The 16787-nt window shown below is 43.4% G+C and carries 15 protein-coding genes; all 15 read left to right on the top strand.

The genetic code is table 11. The features are described 5' to 3' along the window. Positions 1-57: 57 nt before the first annotated feature. The 15 genes from ymfI to PBF_RS14890 all read left to right on the top strand — a co-directional run bounded on the left by ymfI (position 58) and on the right by PBF_RS14890 (position 16765). Positions 58-780 (top strand): elongation factor P 5-aminopentanone reductase, encoded by a 723-nt coding sequence (ymfI, locus tag PBF_RS14960; RefSeq protein WP_035330729.1) that lies wholly within the window; start codon positions 58-60, stop codon positions 778-780. Between the two features lie 115 nt (positions 781-895). Next, complete coding sequence (locus PBF_RS14955; RefSeq protein WP_035330728.1) at positions 896-1153, top strand: DUF3243 domain-containing protein; 258 nt, start codon at positions 896-898, stop codon at positions 1151-1153. Between the two features lie 234 nt (positions 1154-1387). Continuing rightward, positions 1388-2179, top strand: coding sequence for a YmfK family protein (locus PBF_RS14950; protein WP_035330727.1), 792 nt, complete (start codon positions 1388-1390; stop codon positions 2177-2179). A 21-nt stretch (positions 2180-2200) separates the two neighbouring features. Beyond that, the gene (locus PBF_RS14945) at positions 2201-3106 is read left to right on the top strand and encodes a helix-turn-helix domain-containing protein (protein ID WP_035330726.1); all 906 of its coding nucleotides are present in this window, start codon (positions 2201-2203) and stop codon (positions 3104-3106) included. A gap of 505 nt (positions 3107-3611) precedes the next feature. Continuing rightward, positions 3612-4190 (top strand): CDP-diacylglycerol--glycerol-3-phosphate 3-phosphatidyltransferase, encoded by a 579-nt coding sequence (gene pgsA / locus PBF_RS14940; RefSeq protein WP_035330725.1) that lies wholly within the window; start codon positions 3612-3614, stop codon positions 4188-4190. A gap of 27 nt (positions 4191-4217) precedes the next feature. Then, positions 4218-5468 carry a competence/damage-inducible protein A gene (locus PBF_RS14935; RefSeq protein WP_035330724.1) on the top strand — a complete coding sequence of 417 codons (1251 nt, stop codon included), beginning with the start codon at positions 4218-4220 and terminating at the stop codon, positions 5466-5468. A 272-nt stretch (positions 5469-5740) separates the two neighbouring features. After that, the gene (gene recA, locus PBF_RS14930; RefSeq protein WP_035330723.1) at positions 5741-6781 is read left to right on the top strand and encodes a recombinase RecA; all 1041 of its coding nucleotides are present in this window, start codon (positions 5741-5743) and stop codon (positions 6779-6781) included. A gap of 365 nt (positions 6782-7146) precedes the next feature. Further along, complete coding sequence (gene rny / locus PBF_RS14925; protein WP_386850996.1) at positions 7147-8712, top strand: ribonuclease Y; 1566 nt, start codon at positions 7147-7149, stop codon at positions 8710-8712. A 129-nt stretch (positions 8713-8841) separates the two neighbouring features. Next, positions 8842-9639, top strand: a complete 798-nt coding sequence (locus PBF_RS14920; protein ID WP_035330721.1) for a TIGR00282 family metallophosphoesterase — start codon at positions 8842-8844, stop codon at positions 9637-9639. A 327-nt stretch (positions 9640-9966) separates the two neighbouring features. Further along, positions 9967-10227 (top strand): stage V sporulation protein SpoVS, encoded by a 261-nt coding sequence (spoVS, locus tag PBF_RS14915; protein ID WP_009330666.1) that lies wholly within the window; start codon positions 9967-9969, stop codon positions 10225-10227. Positions 10228-10668: 441 nt separating this feature from the next. After that, entirely contained in the window at positions 10669-11592 is a 924-nt protein-coding gene (locus PBF_RS14910) for a dipeptidase (RefSeq protein ID WP_035330718.1), read from the top strand. Between the two features lie 300 nt (positions 11593-11892). Further along, positions 11893-13629, top strand: coding sequence for a 2-oxoacid:acceptor oxidoreductase subunit alpha (locus tag PBF_RS14905; protein ID WP_035330716.1), 1737 nt, complete (start codon positions 11893-11895; stop codon positions 13627-13629). Then, positions 13630-14496, top strand: coding sequence for a 2-oxoacid:ferredoxin oxidoreductase subunit beta (locus tag PBF_RS14900; RefSeq protein WP_035330715.1), 867 nt, complete (start codon positions 13630-13632; stop codon positions 14494-14496). 293 nt (positions 14497-14789) lie between these two features. Beyond that, complete coding sequence (gene miaB / locus PBF_RS14895) at positions 14790-16340, top strand: tRNA (N6-isopentenyl adenosine(37)-C2)-methylthiotransferase MiaB (RefSeq protein ID WP_200870051.1); 1551 nt, start codon at positions 14790-14792, stop codon at positions 16338-16340. Next, complete coding sequence (locus PBF_RS14890) at positions 16340-16765, top strand: RicAFT regulatory complex protein RicA family protein (protein WP_035330711.1); 426 nt, start codon at positions 16340-16342, stop codon at positions 16763-16765. The genes miaB and PBF_RS14890 overlap by 1 nt, the downstream gene beginning before the upstream one ends. The last annotated feature ends 22 nt before the right edge of the window (positions 16766-16787 follow it).

The raw sequence follows: 16787 nt of genomic DNA, 5'->3' as shown, positions 1-16787 counted from the left end.
GATAGCGTAAGCTATCCCTTCGAAATCAGTTTCTTACTCTACTCGGGAGGATATGAAATGAAGAAATTTGCATTAATAACTGGAGCGAGCGGAGGAATCGGCCAGGCAGTCAGCGTCAAACTGGCAGAAGAAGGCTATTCGCTTTATTTGCATTACAATCAAAATGAGGAGGGGATCAACAGGCTTCTGGACCGCCTGCAAAGGTTTGGCGGAGAATTTATTCCGATCCAGGCAGACCTGTCTTTACCAGGCGGGTATAAAAAAATGATTCCTAATATATTTTCACTTGATGCCATTATTCATAATAGCGGAACAGCACAATATGGACTTCTTACTGAAATACAGCAAACGGAAATGGAAGCTCTGATGAACCTTCATGTGACCTCGCCGCTTCTCCTGACGAAAGAGCTTCTGCCGAAACTTTTATCAAAGGGGAGCGGAAATATCGTATTGGTTTCCTCGATATGGGGCCAGACGGGTGCCGCTTGTGAAGTTGCTTACTCCGCTGCAAAGGGTGCACAAATTGCTTTTGCAAAAGCTTTAAGCAAGGAGGTTGCCCTGAACGGGGTGAGGGTTAATGTTATTGCCCCGGGTGCCGTTGAGACGGACATGCTGAAGGATTTTACTGAAGAAGAGCTTGAAGCTGTAAAAAGTGAAATTCCTATGGGCAGGCTTGCCTTGCCTGCTGACATAGCCAATGCCATTTCCTTTCTTCTTTCGGAAAATGCCTCGTATATTACCGGGCAGGTCATGGCTGTAAATGGCGGCTGGTATACGTAACTGTCAATCGTTCTAAGAAGTGTCACATATTTTTTGAGTCATGTCAAAGTGCATGCATATTTTATTCAGCCCCTAAGCACAATATAATTGTACAACATTTAAAGGAGGCAAAATTATGTCTGTACTAGATAACTGGCAGCAATGGAAAGATTTCCTTGGCGATCGTCTTCATCAGGGAATGGATCAGGGAATGAATAAGGAAACAGTAAATGACCTTGCTTATCAAATCGGCGATTATTTAGCCAAGCAAGTGGAGCCAAAAAATGACCAGGAAAAAATCCTGGCTGATCTCTGGTCTGTAGCAAGCCCTGATGAGCAGCATGCCATTGCCAATATGATGGTAAAGCTTGTTCAAAACGACGGTACTCGCTAAGAAAATAATAGTAATCTGTGAAAAGAGAGGATTGCCTCTCTTTTCGCTTTTTCCCCAAAAACATTTCCTATCCGGCCAAACGGGTTTTTCCTTTCATATTGGCAAAAAATCATATATTATAGAACCTAGATGAAAATTCAGGATAAGTTTAATAAAATTTTACATACAAGAATGAGATGCATTTACATATAAGATGCGCAGATACATGCGCATCATGCAGGAGGAGGTTTTCCGGTGGAGAAAACAGAATGGTATTTGGAATATGAAATCCAAAAGAATCGTCCCGGCTTGCTTGGTGACATTTCTTCCCTGCTGGGTATGCTTTCCATTAATATTGTCACGATCAATGGAGTGGATGAAGGCCGCAGAGGCTTGCTGATTTTGGCAAAAGATCATGAACAGATTGAACGCCTGAAGTCCATTCTTAATACAATGGACACGATTAAAGTGATTAAGCTTCGTGAGCCTAAGCTGAGGGACCGGCTGGCCGTGCGCCATGGAAGATATATTCAAAGGGATGCCGACGATAAAAAAACGTTCAGGTTCGTCAGGGACGAGCTTGGGCTATTAGTTGATTTCATGGCCGAATTATTTAAACAGGAAGGGCACAAGCTAATAGGGATCAGGGGAATGCCAAGGGTTGGAAAAACAGAATCCATAGTCGCTTCAAGTGTCTGTGCGAACAAACGCTGGCTATTTGTTTCATCCACGCTGCTAAAGCAGACGATACGAAATCAGCTGATTGAGGATGAATATAATGAAGACAATTTGTTTATAATTGACGGAATTGTCTCAACCAGACGTGCCAACGAACGGCACTGGCAGCTCGTCCGGGAAATTATGCGCCTCCCGGCAGTTAAGGTAGTAGAGCATCCGGATATTTTTGTGCAAAACACTGAATACTCTCTTAATGATTTTGATTATATTATAGAGCTTCGTCACGACCATGATGAAGAGATAACATATGATGTGGTAGAGAAGAACAATATGTTCTCTGAATCTGATTTTGGAGGCTTTGATTTTTAGTAAGTTGGAAGGTGTTGTAAATTGACAGAACTAGGCAATCGTTTAAAAGAAGCGCGGCTGGCCAAAGATATGAGCCTTGACGATCTGCAAAAGGTCACAAAAATACAAAAACGCTATTTAGTGGGAATTGAAGAGGGCGATTATAGCATGATGCCCGGAAAGTTTTATGTCAGGGCATTTATAAAACAGTACGCTGAAGCAGTTGGAATTGAACCGGAAGAAATTTTCGAACAGTATAAAGGTGATATTCCTGCACAGGTGAATGATGATATTCCTGAAAAACTATCGCGCGTTCAATCCAGGAAAGATCTTTCCGGCAGGACTTCAAAAGTATTCGATATTCTTCCGAAGGTTCTCATTGGCGTCTTCATTGTTGGCCTCATTGCGGTCCTATACAATTTTCTGGGGGCAAAAGATCAGGCGGATAATGAAGAGAAGCCCTCAGATCTGACTGATGAACAGACAGTTATAGAAGAGTCTGAAAACCTTGCCGAAAATAAAAAAGATGAATCAGCAGAAAAGAAAGAAGAATCTGCTGACAAAGATGCTGCTGAGGAAAATGGCAAGGACCAAGAAGCTGAGGAAGAGCCAAAGCAGGAGGTTGCTGTGGTTCAATCCAGCGGAAATGGAACCGTTTATGAATTGAAAAATGCGGACAAGTTTGAACTGGAGGTTTTGTCTACAGGAGAAACTTGGGTGAATATCAAGAACGGCAAAGGGGATTCCCTCTTCCAGGGAATGCTGACTGCGGATGGCACGAAAAGCCAGAAGATAGACTTTTCAAAGGAAACGGAAGCTTCCATTGTAGTCGGAAATTCGACTCAAACTGAAATCTATGTAAACGGCGAAAAAATTGAGTATAAGGTGCCGCCTTCACAATCCGTCAAGCAGGATATAACCATAAAGTACGCGCCGAAGACCGAATAGTCATCTTTAGATGACTATTTTCGCTTTTTATGTAAAAATTATCAGTAAAAGGATTGCAGCAAATATCTTAGACTTTTTCTGCAAGAAGCTTCATTTATCGCAGTCTAACGGGCAGTAAGACCCCCACTTCAAGACTCAGTGGAATCAAAGGGGGATAAATGAGGGTCAAACTGCCCAATCTAGCTGCGGCTCCTAGGGGCTCGAGGTCATAAGCCAATCAGCTGGCGGGAAGAAAGGCACTTCCCTCCAGCTGCTCGTCTTATGCTTGTCACCCCTGGGCAAGTCGCCTCGCTTTATAATGTCAAGGCCCGAAAAGAAGAACAAAGACTAAGAACGCCACATCCTCCCAAAAGCTGCCGCTTTCGGTCGTGCGATGTATCGCTGCCGCAGCTTTCCTTGTCCTGTGGCAACGTCTTTGTGACCCACTTTCCGTGGGCCTCACAATCAGTGGGAGATAAAGCCCCCACTGATTGAAGTTTCACTTTATTATACTTGGAGGTAAAACATGAATCTGCCAAATAAAATTACAGTGTCCCGTATCTTGCTGATACCAATATTTCTGCTCGTCATGCTCGTCCCTCTTTCATGGGGAAATGTAGAGTTATTAGGAGCTGAAATGCCCGTTACCCATCTGATTGGAGCTCTTATATTTATTATTGCTTCTGTTACCGATTGGGTCGACGGCTACTTTGCCCGCAAATACAATCTGGTTACAAACCTGGGCAAGTTTCTTGATCCGCTTGCAGACAAGCTTCTTGTCTCTGCAGCATTGATTGTACTGGTTGATCTTAACCTTGCTCCATCATGGATTGTCATTATTATAATCAGCCGAGAATTTGCTGTAACAGGTTTAAGGCTTGTTCTGGCGGGGGAAGGAGAAGTAGTCGCAGCTAATCAGCTTGGCAAAATTAAAACCTGGGCTCAAATCGTGGCCATTTCTGCTCTGCTTTTACATAATATTATTTTTGAAATGGTTTCAATCCGGTTTGACCTGATTGCCCTATGGGTTGCGATGTTCTTTACGATCTGGTCCGGCTGGGACTACTTTGCAAAAAACAAGCAAGCCTTCATTAACTCAAAATAATTACTTTACCCGGAAGGGGGCTTTTGAATGAATGCTGAAATTATAGCTGTCGGGTCTGAGCTTTTACTTGGACAAATCGTTAATACAAATGCCCGCTTTCTTTCCCGGCAGCTTGCTGAACTGGGCATAAACGTTTTTTACCATACAGTGGTTGGAGATAACCCCGAGCGCCTGAAATCGGTGATTAAAATTGCCGAAGGCCGTTCGGACCTGATCGTCTTCACGGGCGGACTGGGACCGACAAAGGATGATTTAACGAAAGAAACGATTGCCCGCCATCTTGGCAAAGAGCTCGTCATGGACGAACAGGCCCTTGAATCTATACAGCTTTATTTTAAACGCACCAACAGAGAGATGACTGAGAATAATAAAAAACAGGCCCTGGTTCTTGAGGATGCGCAAGTGCTTCCTAACGAACATGGAATGGCACCCGGAATGATTGCCGATAGTGGCCGGCATGTTTTCATGCTTCTTCCGGGGCCGCCAAATGAGATGGAGCCGATGTTCCTCAAACATGCCTTTCCAGCCCTGCAATCCAAGCTGGGCACCGAGGATGTGATTGTTTCCCGGGTGCTGCACTTTTTCGGGATCGGAGAAGCCATGCTGGAAACGGAGATTGAGGATATTATCGATGCGCAGAGTAATCCAACCATTGCCCCGCTTGCATCTGATGGTGAAGTGACTTTGAGGCTTACAGCAAAGCATAGTCAGCCTAACACGGCTATGATGCTGATTAATGAAGCGGAAACTAAAATCCTGGATCGTGTCGGCGAATACTTCTACGGCTATGATGATACTTCCCTGATGTATGAGCTCACCAAGCTGATTAAAGAGAGCGGCATGACTATTTCCGCAGCGGAGAGTTTAACAGGCGGAATGTTCCAGGAGGAGTTTACATCCATTCCGGGAGCCGGCGGACTTTTAAAAGGCGGAGTGGTCTGCTACACAAACGAAGTTAAGGCTGAAGTATTAAAAGTCCGCAAAGAAACGATTGATAACGACGGGGTCGTCAGTGCACAGTGTGCAGCTGAACTTGCCGAGAATGTCGCAAGCCTGACTAATGCCGATATCGGAATCAGCTTCACAGGTGTTGCAGGTCCTGATGAATTGGAAGGCAACCCGGTCGGAACCGTATATATAGGCATCTGGATTAAAGGAAGGCCGGTCCAGACCGAAAAGCTGAACCTTGGAGGAACCAGGGCAGCCAATCGGGTTCGTACAGTAAAGTACGGCTGCCATTTTCTTATTAAAGCATTAAAAGAAACTCAGAACGCCTGAAATTGCGTTCTGAGTTTTTAGTAGCCAAAACAAAAGACAGATTTCTTGCCGAAATGCGATTTCAACTACTGATTGACCCCTGAAAAACCTCACTTTTCCCGGCAGTCTTGATATTTTCGGGCAAAATGTCCCGGTGAAAAAAATCGAATGGATGTTCGACTTTTTGCTCGACAAATGCATTGAAAAGGTTTATAGTAGAGTTAGGTTTTGAGATGAGACAAAACGAATCTAATCAAAAGACAGATTCGTCTATATAAAAGGAGGAACTATTAGTGAGTGATCGTCAAGCAGCTCTTGAAATGGCGTTAAAACAAATAGAAAAGCAATTTGGTAAAGGTTCTATCATGAAGCTCGGGGAACAGACTGACCGCAGAATTTCCACTGTACCAAGCGGGTCTCTTGCTCTTGATGCAGCTCTTGGGGTAGGCGGCTATCCAAGAGGACGTATTATTGAAGTCTATGGGCCGGAGAGCTCAGGTAAAACAACAGTAGCCCTGCATGCTATTGCAGAAGTCCAGGCAAGCGGCGGACAAGCTGCGTTTATCGATGCCGAACACGCTTTAGACCCTGTTTATGCACAAAAGCTTGGTGTAAATATTGACGAGCTTCTTCTTTCCCAGCCGGATACGGGGGAGCAGGCGCTTGAAATTGCAGAAGCCCTTGTTCGAAGCGGTGCTATTGATATTCTCGTAGTTGACTCTGTGGCAGCTCTTGTTCCCAAGGCTGAAATTGAAGGAGAAATGGGTGACTCCCATGTGGGTCTGCAGGCCCGCCTTATGTCACAGGCACTTCGTAAGCTATCAGGCGCAATCAATAAATCAAAGACAATCGCGATTTTCATTAACCAAATCCGTGAAAAAATCGGGATTATGTTTGGAAACCCTGAGACGACTCCAGGGGGACGCGCATTGAAATTCTACTCTTCCATCCGCCTTGAAGTGCGCCGTGCAGAAACTCTTAAACAGGGCAATGAAATGGTTGGTAATAAGACAAAGATTAAAATTGTCAAAAATAAAGTCGCTCCTCCATTCCGAGTGGCTGAAGTTGACATCATGTACGGTGAAGGGATCTCCAAGGAAGGTGAAATCATCGATCTTGGCTCTGAGCTGGATATTGTCCAAAAGAGCGGTTCATGGTACTCATTCAACGAGGAGCGCCTGGGCCAAGGCCGTGAAAACGCCAAAGTATTCCTAAAAGAAAACCCTGAGATTCGCCTGACTATCCAAAAACAAATCCGCGAACATTATGGACTTGATGAAGAAAAAGTAGCCAGTGGAGACGAAGAGCAGGAAGAATTCGAGCTGATCGATTAATACTAAAGAAAAGCAAGGTCCTGAGTGGCTTTGCTTTTTTTTCTTCAAAAGTGTTCAAACCATCGAAATATTAAGAAAAGCCCTTAAGACAAACCCTTGACAATAAAATTCCACAGCTTTACAATTAAAAATGTATATTTTACATTTTATATGTAAAGAAATTCTTATTGAGTCGGACTTTGTCTGGCTGCAGGCTCCATTGGCTTTTCATACGTTAATAAACTGTCAGCCGTCAGATGGATGCCCAGTGCTTCTTAAAGATTGAAACGTTTAAAAGCCTTAGTGCTGTATATTGAATTGGACAATGTACATGCCAACACTTTAAAAAACGTAACACAAACAAGTTCATAGCAAGAGGAGGTGAAATGATGGATCTAGTAACAGCAATCATCTCCATTTTGCTTGGCCTAATCGTCGGTGCTTTTGTTGGCTATTTTGTTCGCAAATCAATTGCCGAAGCTAAAATTGCAGGAGCTAAAGATGCTGCTGAGCAGATTTTGGAAGACGCAAAGCGAGAAGCTGAGGCTACTAAGAAGGAAGCCCTGCTTGAAGCGAAAGATGAAATTCACAAGCTCCGCACAGATGCGGAAGGTGAAGTTCGTGATCGAAGAAATGAACTGCAAAAACAAGAAAATCGCTTAATGCAAAAAGAGGAGAACCTTGATCGCAAAGATGAAACGTTAGATAAACGTGAAGCGCTTTTAGAAAAGAGGGACGATTCTCTTAGCAAAAGACAACAGCATATTGAAGAGATGGAAAGCAAAGTGGAAGTGATGATTAAAGAGCAGCAAGCTGAGCTGGAACGCATCTCAGGCTTGACTCGTGAAGAGGCAAAGTCCATCATTTTAGAGCGCACGGAGCAGGAAGTGGCTCACGATGTCGCGATTATGGTAAAAGAGAGCGAAACCAGAGCAAAAGAGGACGCGGATAAGAAAGCGAAGGAAATCCTGTCACTGGCTATCCAAAGATGTGCAGCTGATCATGTAGCAGAAACTACTGTATCAGTTGTCAACCTGCCAAATGATGAGATGAAAGGGCGCATTATTGGCCGTGAAGGCCGTAATATCCGTACTCTGGAAACTCTGACCGGAATTGATCTCATTATCGATGATACGCCGGAAGCGGTTATTTTATCCGGTTTTGATCCAATTCGCCGTGAGACTGCACGCTTAGCTTTAGACAAATTGGTTCAGGACGGCCGCATCCATCCAGCCCGGATTGAGGAAATGGTTGATAAGGCCCGCCGTGAAGTGGATGAACACATCCGCGAAATCGGTGAACAAACGACTTTTGAGGTTGGTGTCCACGGCCTGCATCCAGATTTAATCAAAATTCTTGGCCGTTTAAAATTCCGTACAAGCTACGGCCAGAATGTGTTAAAGCATTCCATGGAAGTGGCTCAGCTTTCAGGACTGCTGGCTGCAGAATTGGGACAAGACGAAACATTGGCACGACGGGCAGGATTGCTTCATGATATCGGTAAAGCAATCGACCATGAGGTGGAAGGAAGCCATGTTGAAATCGGTGTGGAGCTTGCCACTAAGTATAAGGAGCATCCTGTTGTCATAAACAGTATCGCTTCCCACCATGGTGACACAGAGCCAACATCAATCATTGCCGTTCTTGTCGCTGCAGCTGATGCATTATCAGCAGCAAGACCTGGAGCAAGAAGAGAGACACTTGAGAACTATATTCGCCGTCTTGAAAAGCTTGAAGAGATTTCCGAATCCTATGATGGTGTTGAAAAATCATTCGCCATTCAAGCTGGACGCGAAATCCGCATTATGGTTAAGCCTGAACAAATTGATGACCTTGAAGCTCATCGTTTGGCAAGGGATATCCGTAAGAAGATTGAAGAGGAACTTGATTATCCAGGCCACATTAAGGTCACGGTTATCCGTGAAACGAGGGCCGTTGAATATGCAAAATAAAGCGATGCACATGCATCGCTTTATTTCTTTTTCATGGCGTGCTTTAAATTGAGGCAGGAAACTGTGTTACACTAATAAAAAGGACTGTAAAAGCATACATATATCTTTAAAAACAGAAAGGGAAATGACATGAATATATTGTTTGTCGGAGATGTAGTGGGATCCCAGGGGCGGGATATGATCACTGAATATGTACCGAAGCTTAAAGAAAAATACCGGCCGCATATCACTATTATTAATGGGGAAAATGCAGCAGGAGGAAAGGGAATTACGGAGAAGATTTATCGGGGGTTTCTTGAGGCTGGTGCACAGGCGGTGACTCTCGGGAATCATACCTGGGATAACCGGGAAATTTTTGAATTTATTGACCATGCGAAATATATGGTTCGTCCGGCCAATTTTCCTTCTAATAATCCTGGCAAAGGCATGGTTTTTTTGAAATTTAATACAGAGGAAGTAGCAGTTATCAGCCTTCAGGGCAGAACTTTTATGAATACAAGTGACTGCCCTTTCCAAAAGGCAGATGAACTGATAAAAGAAGCCCGTGAAAGGACTCCATTTATTTTTGTTGATTTTCATGCAGAAGCAACAAGCGAAAAGCAGGCCATGGGCTGGTACCTGGATGGAAAAGTATCAGCTGTCGTAGGTACGCACACCCACGTGCAGACAGCTGATAACCGCATTTTGCCTGGCGGGACGGCCTTTATGTCTGATGTGGGAATGACAGGCCCTTATGACGGTATCCTTGGTGTGGAAAAAGAAGCTGTGATCAAAAGGTTTATTTCCGGGCTCCCGGTTCGATTTGAAGTTCCGAAAGAAGGCAGAACCCAGTTAAGTGCTGCGGTCATTGAACTGAATCCTAAAACAGGATTGGCCAAAAAAATTGACCGGATCCTAATTAATGATGACCACCCTTTTTACTCATAAACTGATAAAAGACTGCATCCGGATGGGCCGGATTGCAGTTTTTTTGTATATGCAAAACAAGACATCAGCTCCATTTTCATTGAACAAGCAGAAAGCCGGAAGAAAATCTGGCTGAAACCCTGCTTTTTTTGTCCAAGCCGGAATATGTGAATTCCAAGCTGAATATAGTAGCAATGGAATGATATATAGACCTGGTGCTAAATTCCATCAAAGCGGCTTGTGTGAACGGAAAGAAATTGCCTGTCTGAAGGCATCCGGCCTTTGCAGAAGGTGAATCACCGCTTTGAGCATTGCATACAGGAGGGGTAAAACGAGGAGGAGCTAGGAATGGAAATATTAAAAGTTTCAGCAAAGTCTAATCCTAATTCTGTAGCTGGTGCGCTTGCTGGAGTTCTGCGCGAAAGAGGAAATGCGGAAATCCAGGCAATTGGTGCGGGTGCATTGAACCAGGCTGTTAAGGCAGTAGCGATTGCAAGAGGATTCGTAGCGCCTAGCGGAGTGGATCTGATTTGTATCCCTGCATTCACGGATATCCTGATTGACGGCGAAGAACGGACTGCCATTAAGCTGATTGTGGAGCCGCGCTAGCCCAAAAGCTTCAGAATGGGAAATCATCCTTTGTCATATGCATAAGTCATTAAAATATAGATTCTCACAAAAATAATAAAACCTGTTTGCATCATAGGCAAACAGGTTCTTTTTTTAGAAGGTAAGAAAGTATAAAATTTTGAACGTCGATAACTGTCTAGCGCAAGCCGCTAACCCCCTTGAGGTCACAAGCTTGGCTTGTTTCGTCTCCTAGGGACGAAAGACTAGCCAATCCCTTCCAGAAGGAAAGAACACCTTCTTGCAGGGCTCGTCTTATGCTTGTCGTCCCTATGCAGTCGCCTCCACATTTCGGACAATCCTCCCAAAAAGGCAAAAAACGCCTTTCCGGGAGGCTCGTCTTGTGCTTGTCGGGGGTGGGCAAGGCGCTTGCGCTTTTCTTAATAAGATAATGCTACGGAGAAAAAGAGGGAGGAAGAACGCTTGAAAATATATGATGCGCATTGTGATGTTCTATATAAAATGTTTATGGACAAAAGGGTTAACTTTCAAAATTCAGGCAGTCTTCAGGTAAATCTGGAAGCGCTGCAGGCATCCCGCATAAAGGTTCAGTGCTTTGCCATATATGTTCCGGATTCCATCCATCCTGAAATGAAGTTCAATGCAGCCCTGTATATGACAGATCTGTTTTACGAGAAAGTCCTTAAACCCAATCCGCAGTTAAAGCTCATTAGAAGTACCCGGGACATCGACCTGCTGCAGGATGATGAAATAGGGGCAGTGCTGACACTGGAGGGATGTGATGCAGTTGGCTGCGATCTGCTAAAACTGAAGACTCTTCTCAGGCTGGGAGTATCTTCAGTGGGATTGACCTGGAATTATGCAAACTGTGCAGCTGATGGAGTGCTTGAAGAAAGGGGCGCAGGCCTTTCTTCATTTGGCAAAGGGGTGGTTTATGAATTAAATGCCAGCAAAGCATGGTGTGATGTTTCCCATCTTTCTGAACGGGGCTTCTGGGATGTTATGGAATGGGCCGACTATCCGGTTGCCACCCATTCAAACTGCTATTCGATGTGCCAGAATCCCCGCAATTTATCAAACGAACAGATCGAAGCTCTGATTGACCGGGACAGTGTGATGGGCATTACATTTGTGACTGAATTTTTATCTGGAAAACAAACAGCCACAATTACTGACATCCTAAGACACCTTGAGCATATATGTTCACTTGGAGGAGAAAATCATGTGGGCTTTGGTTCGGATTTTGACGGTACGGATGGAAGAGTTGCAGATTTGGAGGATGCAAGAAAATACGATAGCCTGATAAATGAACTGTTAAAATATTATTCTGATATACAAGCTGAAAAATTTTTATTTCGCAATTTTTATAGCAGGTTTCCAAGGTGAAAATGGTGAAAAAACTATATATCAAGGTATGCGAGGAACTTCAAAAAACGAAAATTAAATGATCTTTTTAAGATTTTTCAAAAAATAAAAAAATATTCATCTTTTAACTGATAAATATTCGGAAAGGGTTGCTTTTTTAGACACATAGGTCTAGAATTGAAAGCGTTTAGTACCCATCCATCTTCCGGAATATAGCCTTAAATGCATGTTGAAATAACGGGATTGACTGGACAAGTACTACACTGATATTAAATAAGCGTTTTTACATAATTTCTTAACGTATCTAAAGGGGTGTAAGACATGATCAATCAACTTTCATGGAAAGTTGGAGGACAGCAAGGGGAAGGTATTGAAAGTACCGGAGAGATTTTTTCCATTGCGCTAAATCGTTTAGGCTACTACCTGTACGGTTACCGCCACTTTTCATCGCGTATTAAAGGCGGGCACACGAACAACAAGATTCGCGTCAGCACGTCACAAATCCGTTCTATTTCAGACGATTTAGATATTCTGGTAGCTTTCGACCAGGAAACAATCGATTTAAACTACAAAGAACTTCACGATAAAGGGATCATGATTGCAGATGCAAAATTTGATCCTAAACAGCCAGAAGATACGAATGCAGCTTTGTTTGCAGTGCCTTTTACAGAGATTGCTACTGAGCTTGGAACATCCCTGATGAAAAACATGGTTGCTGTTGGTGCGACATGTGCAGTTCTAAATTTAGATATTAAAGTATTTGAAGAAGTAGTTCAAGAGATTTTTGGACGAAAAGGACAGCAGGTTGTCGATAAGAACATGGAAGCCATTCAGGCAGGCTTTGATTTCATGAAAGAAAAGCTTAGCGATGATGTGGAATTAATGGAGCTTGAAAAAGCTGACGGGCTGAAGCGTTTATTTATGATCGGAAACGATGCGATCGCTCTTGGTGCGCTTGCAGGCGGCTGCCGCTTTATGGCCGCTTACCCAATTACACCTGCATCCGAAATCATGGAATACCTGATTAAAAAGCTTCCTGCGCTTGGCGGATCTGTTATCCAGACAGAAGATGAAATTGCCGCGGTCACAATGGCAATCGGTGCAAACTACGCAGGTGTCCGTTCACTTACAGCATCTGCCGGTCCTGGACTTTCCCTAAAGATGGAAGCGATCGGCCTTTCAGGGATAACTGAAACACCGCTGGTTATCGTGGATACACAGCGTGGAGGACCTTCTACAGGACTTCCGACAAAACAGGAGCAGTCTGATTTAATGGCAATGATTTACGGTACTCATGGCGAGATTCCAAAAATCGTTCTTGCTCCAAGCACTGTACAGGAAGCATTCTATGATACTGCTGAAGCTTTCAACCTGGCAGAGGAATACCAGTGCCCGGTTATTATCCTATCAGATTTGCAGCTTTCTCTTGGAAAACAGACAGTGGAGCCGCTTGATTTCAGTAAGGTTGAAATCCGCCGCGGAAAGCTTGTTACAGAAGAACTTCCTGAAATTGAAAACAAAGGCTATTTTAAGCGCTTTGAAGTTACAGAAGATGGAGTTTCTCCACGTGTAATTCCTGGCATGAAGAACGGAATCCACCATGTGACAGGTGTTGAACATGATGAAACCGGAAAACCTTCAGAATCAGCTGCAAACCGCAACGCGCAAATGGATAAGCGTTTCCGCAAAGTGGAAAATATTAGATTCAATACACCTGTTCACAAGAATGCTCCTCATGAAGAAGCGGACTTGCTGATCGTTGGCTTCAACTCAACAAGAGGTGCAATTGAGGAAGCTATGAGCAGGCTTGAACAGGACGGCATTAAAGTAAACCATGCACAAGTTCGCCTGATTCATCCTTTCCCAACTGATGATTTATTGCCGCTTGTAAAAACAGCTAAGAAAATTGCCGTAGTTGAAAACAATGCTACAGGACAATTAGCGAACATCATGAAGATGAACGTCGGACATGCTGAGAAAGTTTATAAGCTATTAAAGTACGACGGAAATCCATTCTTGCCGCATGAAATTCACACAAAATGCAAGGAGTTGTTCTAAATGGCCACATTTAAAGACTTTCGAAATAATGTAAAACCAAACTGGTGCCCGGGCTGTGGAGACTTCTCCGTGCAGGCTGCAATTCAGCGTGCGGCAGCAAACGTTGGTTTAGAGCCTGAGAACTTAGCTGTCGTATCAGGCATCGGCTGTTCCGGACGTATTTCCGGTTATATCAATTCATATGGTTTCCATGGCATTCATGGACGTTCACTTCCGATCGCCCAAGGTGTAAAAATGGCTAACCGGGATTTAACAGTTATCGCATCCGGCGGTGACGGAGATGGATTCGCAATCGGTATGGGCCATACGATCCATGCGATCCGCCGAAATGTGAACATCACATATATCGTAATGGATAACCAAATCTATGGTTTAACAAAAGGACAGACTTCACCTCGTTCTGCGGCTGGTTTCAAAACTAAGTCTACTCCGCAAGGGTCTATTGAACAGGCGATTTCTCCAATGGAAATGGCATTAACAGCTGGTGCGACTTTCGTAGCACAGAGCTTCTCAACTGACCTTAAAGATCTGACTGCGTTAATTGAAGCAGGAATCAAGCATGATGGCTTCTCTTTAATTAACGTGTTCAGTCCATGTGTTACATATAACAAAGTAAACACATATGACTGGTTTAAAGAAAATCTGACAAAGCTTAGCGATGTGGAAGGCTATGATCATTCAAGCCGCGAAATGGCTATGCAGACTCTTATGAAGCACAGCGGTCTTGTAACTGGCCTAATCTACCAGGACACAGAGCGAAAGTCTTATCAGGAGCTGCTTTCAGGTTACTCTGAAACTCCATTATCACAAGCGGATCTTGAACTTGATCAAGCTCACTTTGATAAACTTGCAGCTGAATTTATGTAATAGTTAGAAGCTCGGGGCACCCGGGCTTCTTTTTTTGAGTCTAATGTGACACTTGTCACACACAAAATACTAAATTTAGTCTAGTATTAGTCATTGTGCAGGATTAAAAATATCCCTGATCGTACATACAAGTAATAGCTGCTGAAAAGTAGCAGACAGCGGTTTTCTATTGTTTTAACTATCAGAAAGCCTTATACTATAATAATGTGCACATATATATTGCACAACATTATAATTGCTGAAAAATGAGTTTAAATGATAGATGCTGCTCAGGAGAAAGAGAAAGGGGATAAATGATGAACGAAAAACAACGCTTAGAAAGTCAGCAAGTGCAAACAGCAAATCCTTCGGACAAAAAATCCGTAAAAGATTACAGCAAATACTTTGAAACTGTTTACACTGCACCTTCCTTAAAGGAAGCGAAAAAACGCGGTAAAGAAGAAGTAAAATATCATAAAGATTTTAACATCCCTGAAGAATTTCACGGCATGGGAAATGGACGCAAATTCTATATCCGCACATACGGCTGCCAGATGAACGAGCATGATACAGAAGTAATGGCCGGCATTTTCCTTGGTCTAGGATATGAGCCTACAGACTCAGTGGAAGATGCGAATGTCATTTTGCTTAATACATGTGCCATACGGGAAAATGCCGAGAATAAAGTGTTTGGAGAACTTGGCCATCTTAAACATTTAAAAAAAGAAAAACCGGATCTTCTGATTGGGGTCTGCGGGTGTATGTCACAGGAAGAATCGGTTGTTAACAAGATTCTTAAAACATATAACCAGGTAGATATGATTTTTGGAACACACAATATCCATCGTCTTCCTAACATTCTTCAAGAAGCCTATATGTCAAAGGAAATGGTTATTGAAGTATGGTCTAAGGAAGGGGATGTAATTGAAAACCTTCCAAAAGTGCGCCGCGGCAATATCAAAGCCTGGGTTAACATTATGTACGGCTGTGATAAATTCTGCACTTACTGCATCGTTCCATATACACGCGGAAAAGAGCGGAGTAGACGTCCTGAGGACATCATTCAGGAAGTGCGCCAGTTAGCGGCACAGGGCTATCAGGAAATTACCCTCCTTGGGCAAAACGTAAACGCTTATGGAAAAGATTTTGAGGATATGAAATATGGTCTGGGCGATTTAATGGATGAAATGCGTAAAATCGATATTCCGCGTGTACGTTTTACAACCAGCCATCCGCGCGACTTTGATGATCATCTGATTGAAGTGCTTGCCAAAGGAGGAAATCTGGTAGAACACATTCACCTTCCGGTTCAATCCGGTTCTACGGATGTCTTGAAAATCATGGCACGTAAATATACAAGGGAACAATACTTGGAGCTGGTTCGCAAAATTAAAGCGGCTATTCCAGGGGCAACTTTCACAACTGATATCATCGTTGGCTATCCTAATGAAACAGAAGAGCAATTTGAAGAAACAATTTCCCTATACAGGGAGGTAGGTTTCGAAGCTGCTTATACGTTCATTTACTCACCTCGTGAAGGTACACCAGCCGCCAATATGGTGGATAACGTTCCAATGGAAGTAAAGAAAGAGCGCCTTCAGCGCCTTAATGCAGTTGTAAATGAATTATCGGCAGAGGCAATGAAACAATATAAAGGCCAGACTGTCGAAGTTCTTGTAGAAGGGGAAAGCAAGAACAATCCTGAAATTCTTGCAGGATACACAAGAAAGAACAAGCTAGTAAACTTTAAGGGGCCAAAAACAGCGATCGGCAAAATTGTAAAAGTAAAAGTAACCGATGCAAAGACTTGGTCTCTAAACGGAGAAATGGTTGAAGAACTAGATGCGGTTGAGGTGAAGCAATAATGGCTAAATACACAAAAGATGAGATTGTAGAACGTGCGATGGAATTGGCACGCATGATTGCAGAGACTGAAGAAGTGGATTTCTTCAAGCGTGCAGAAGCACAGATTAATGAAAACGAAAAGGTTAGTGCTACCATTACAACAATCAAAGGCTTGCAAAAGCAGGCTGTCAATCTTCAGCACTATGGTAAAGCTGAAGCGTTAAAGAAAACGGAAGAAAAAATTGCCCAGTTGGAACAGCAGCTGGATGAAATCCCGGTTGTCCAGGAATTCAAGCAATCCCAGGTGGATGTTAATGAATTGCTGCAGATTGTGGCTAATACGATTTCCAACACTGTAACTGACGAAGTTATTACATCCACAGGCGGAAATCTCCTGAGCGGCGAAACGGGTTCAAAAATCAGCAACAGCAGCTGCAGCCATTAATTAACAGATAGCGAAACACCCT

It is taken from the genome of Cytobacillus firmus DS1 (genome assembly GCF_000565285.1).
Classification (GTDB): Bacteria; Bacillota; Bacilli; order Bacillales; family Cytobacillaceae; genus Cytobacillus; species Cytobacillus firmus_A.
This window is presented reverse-complemented; position numbering and strand designations above follow the sequence as displayed.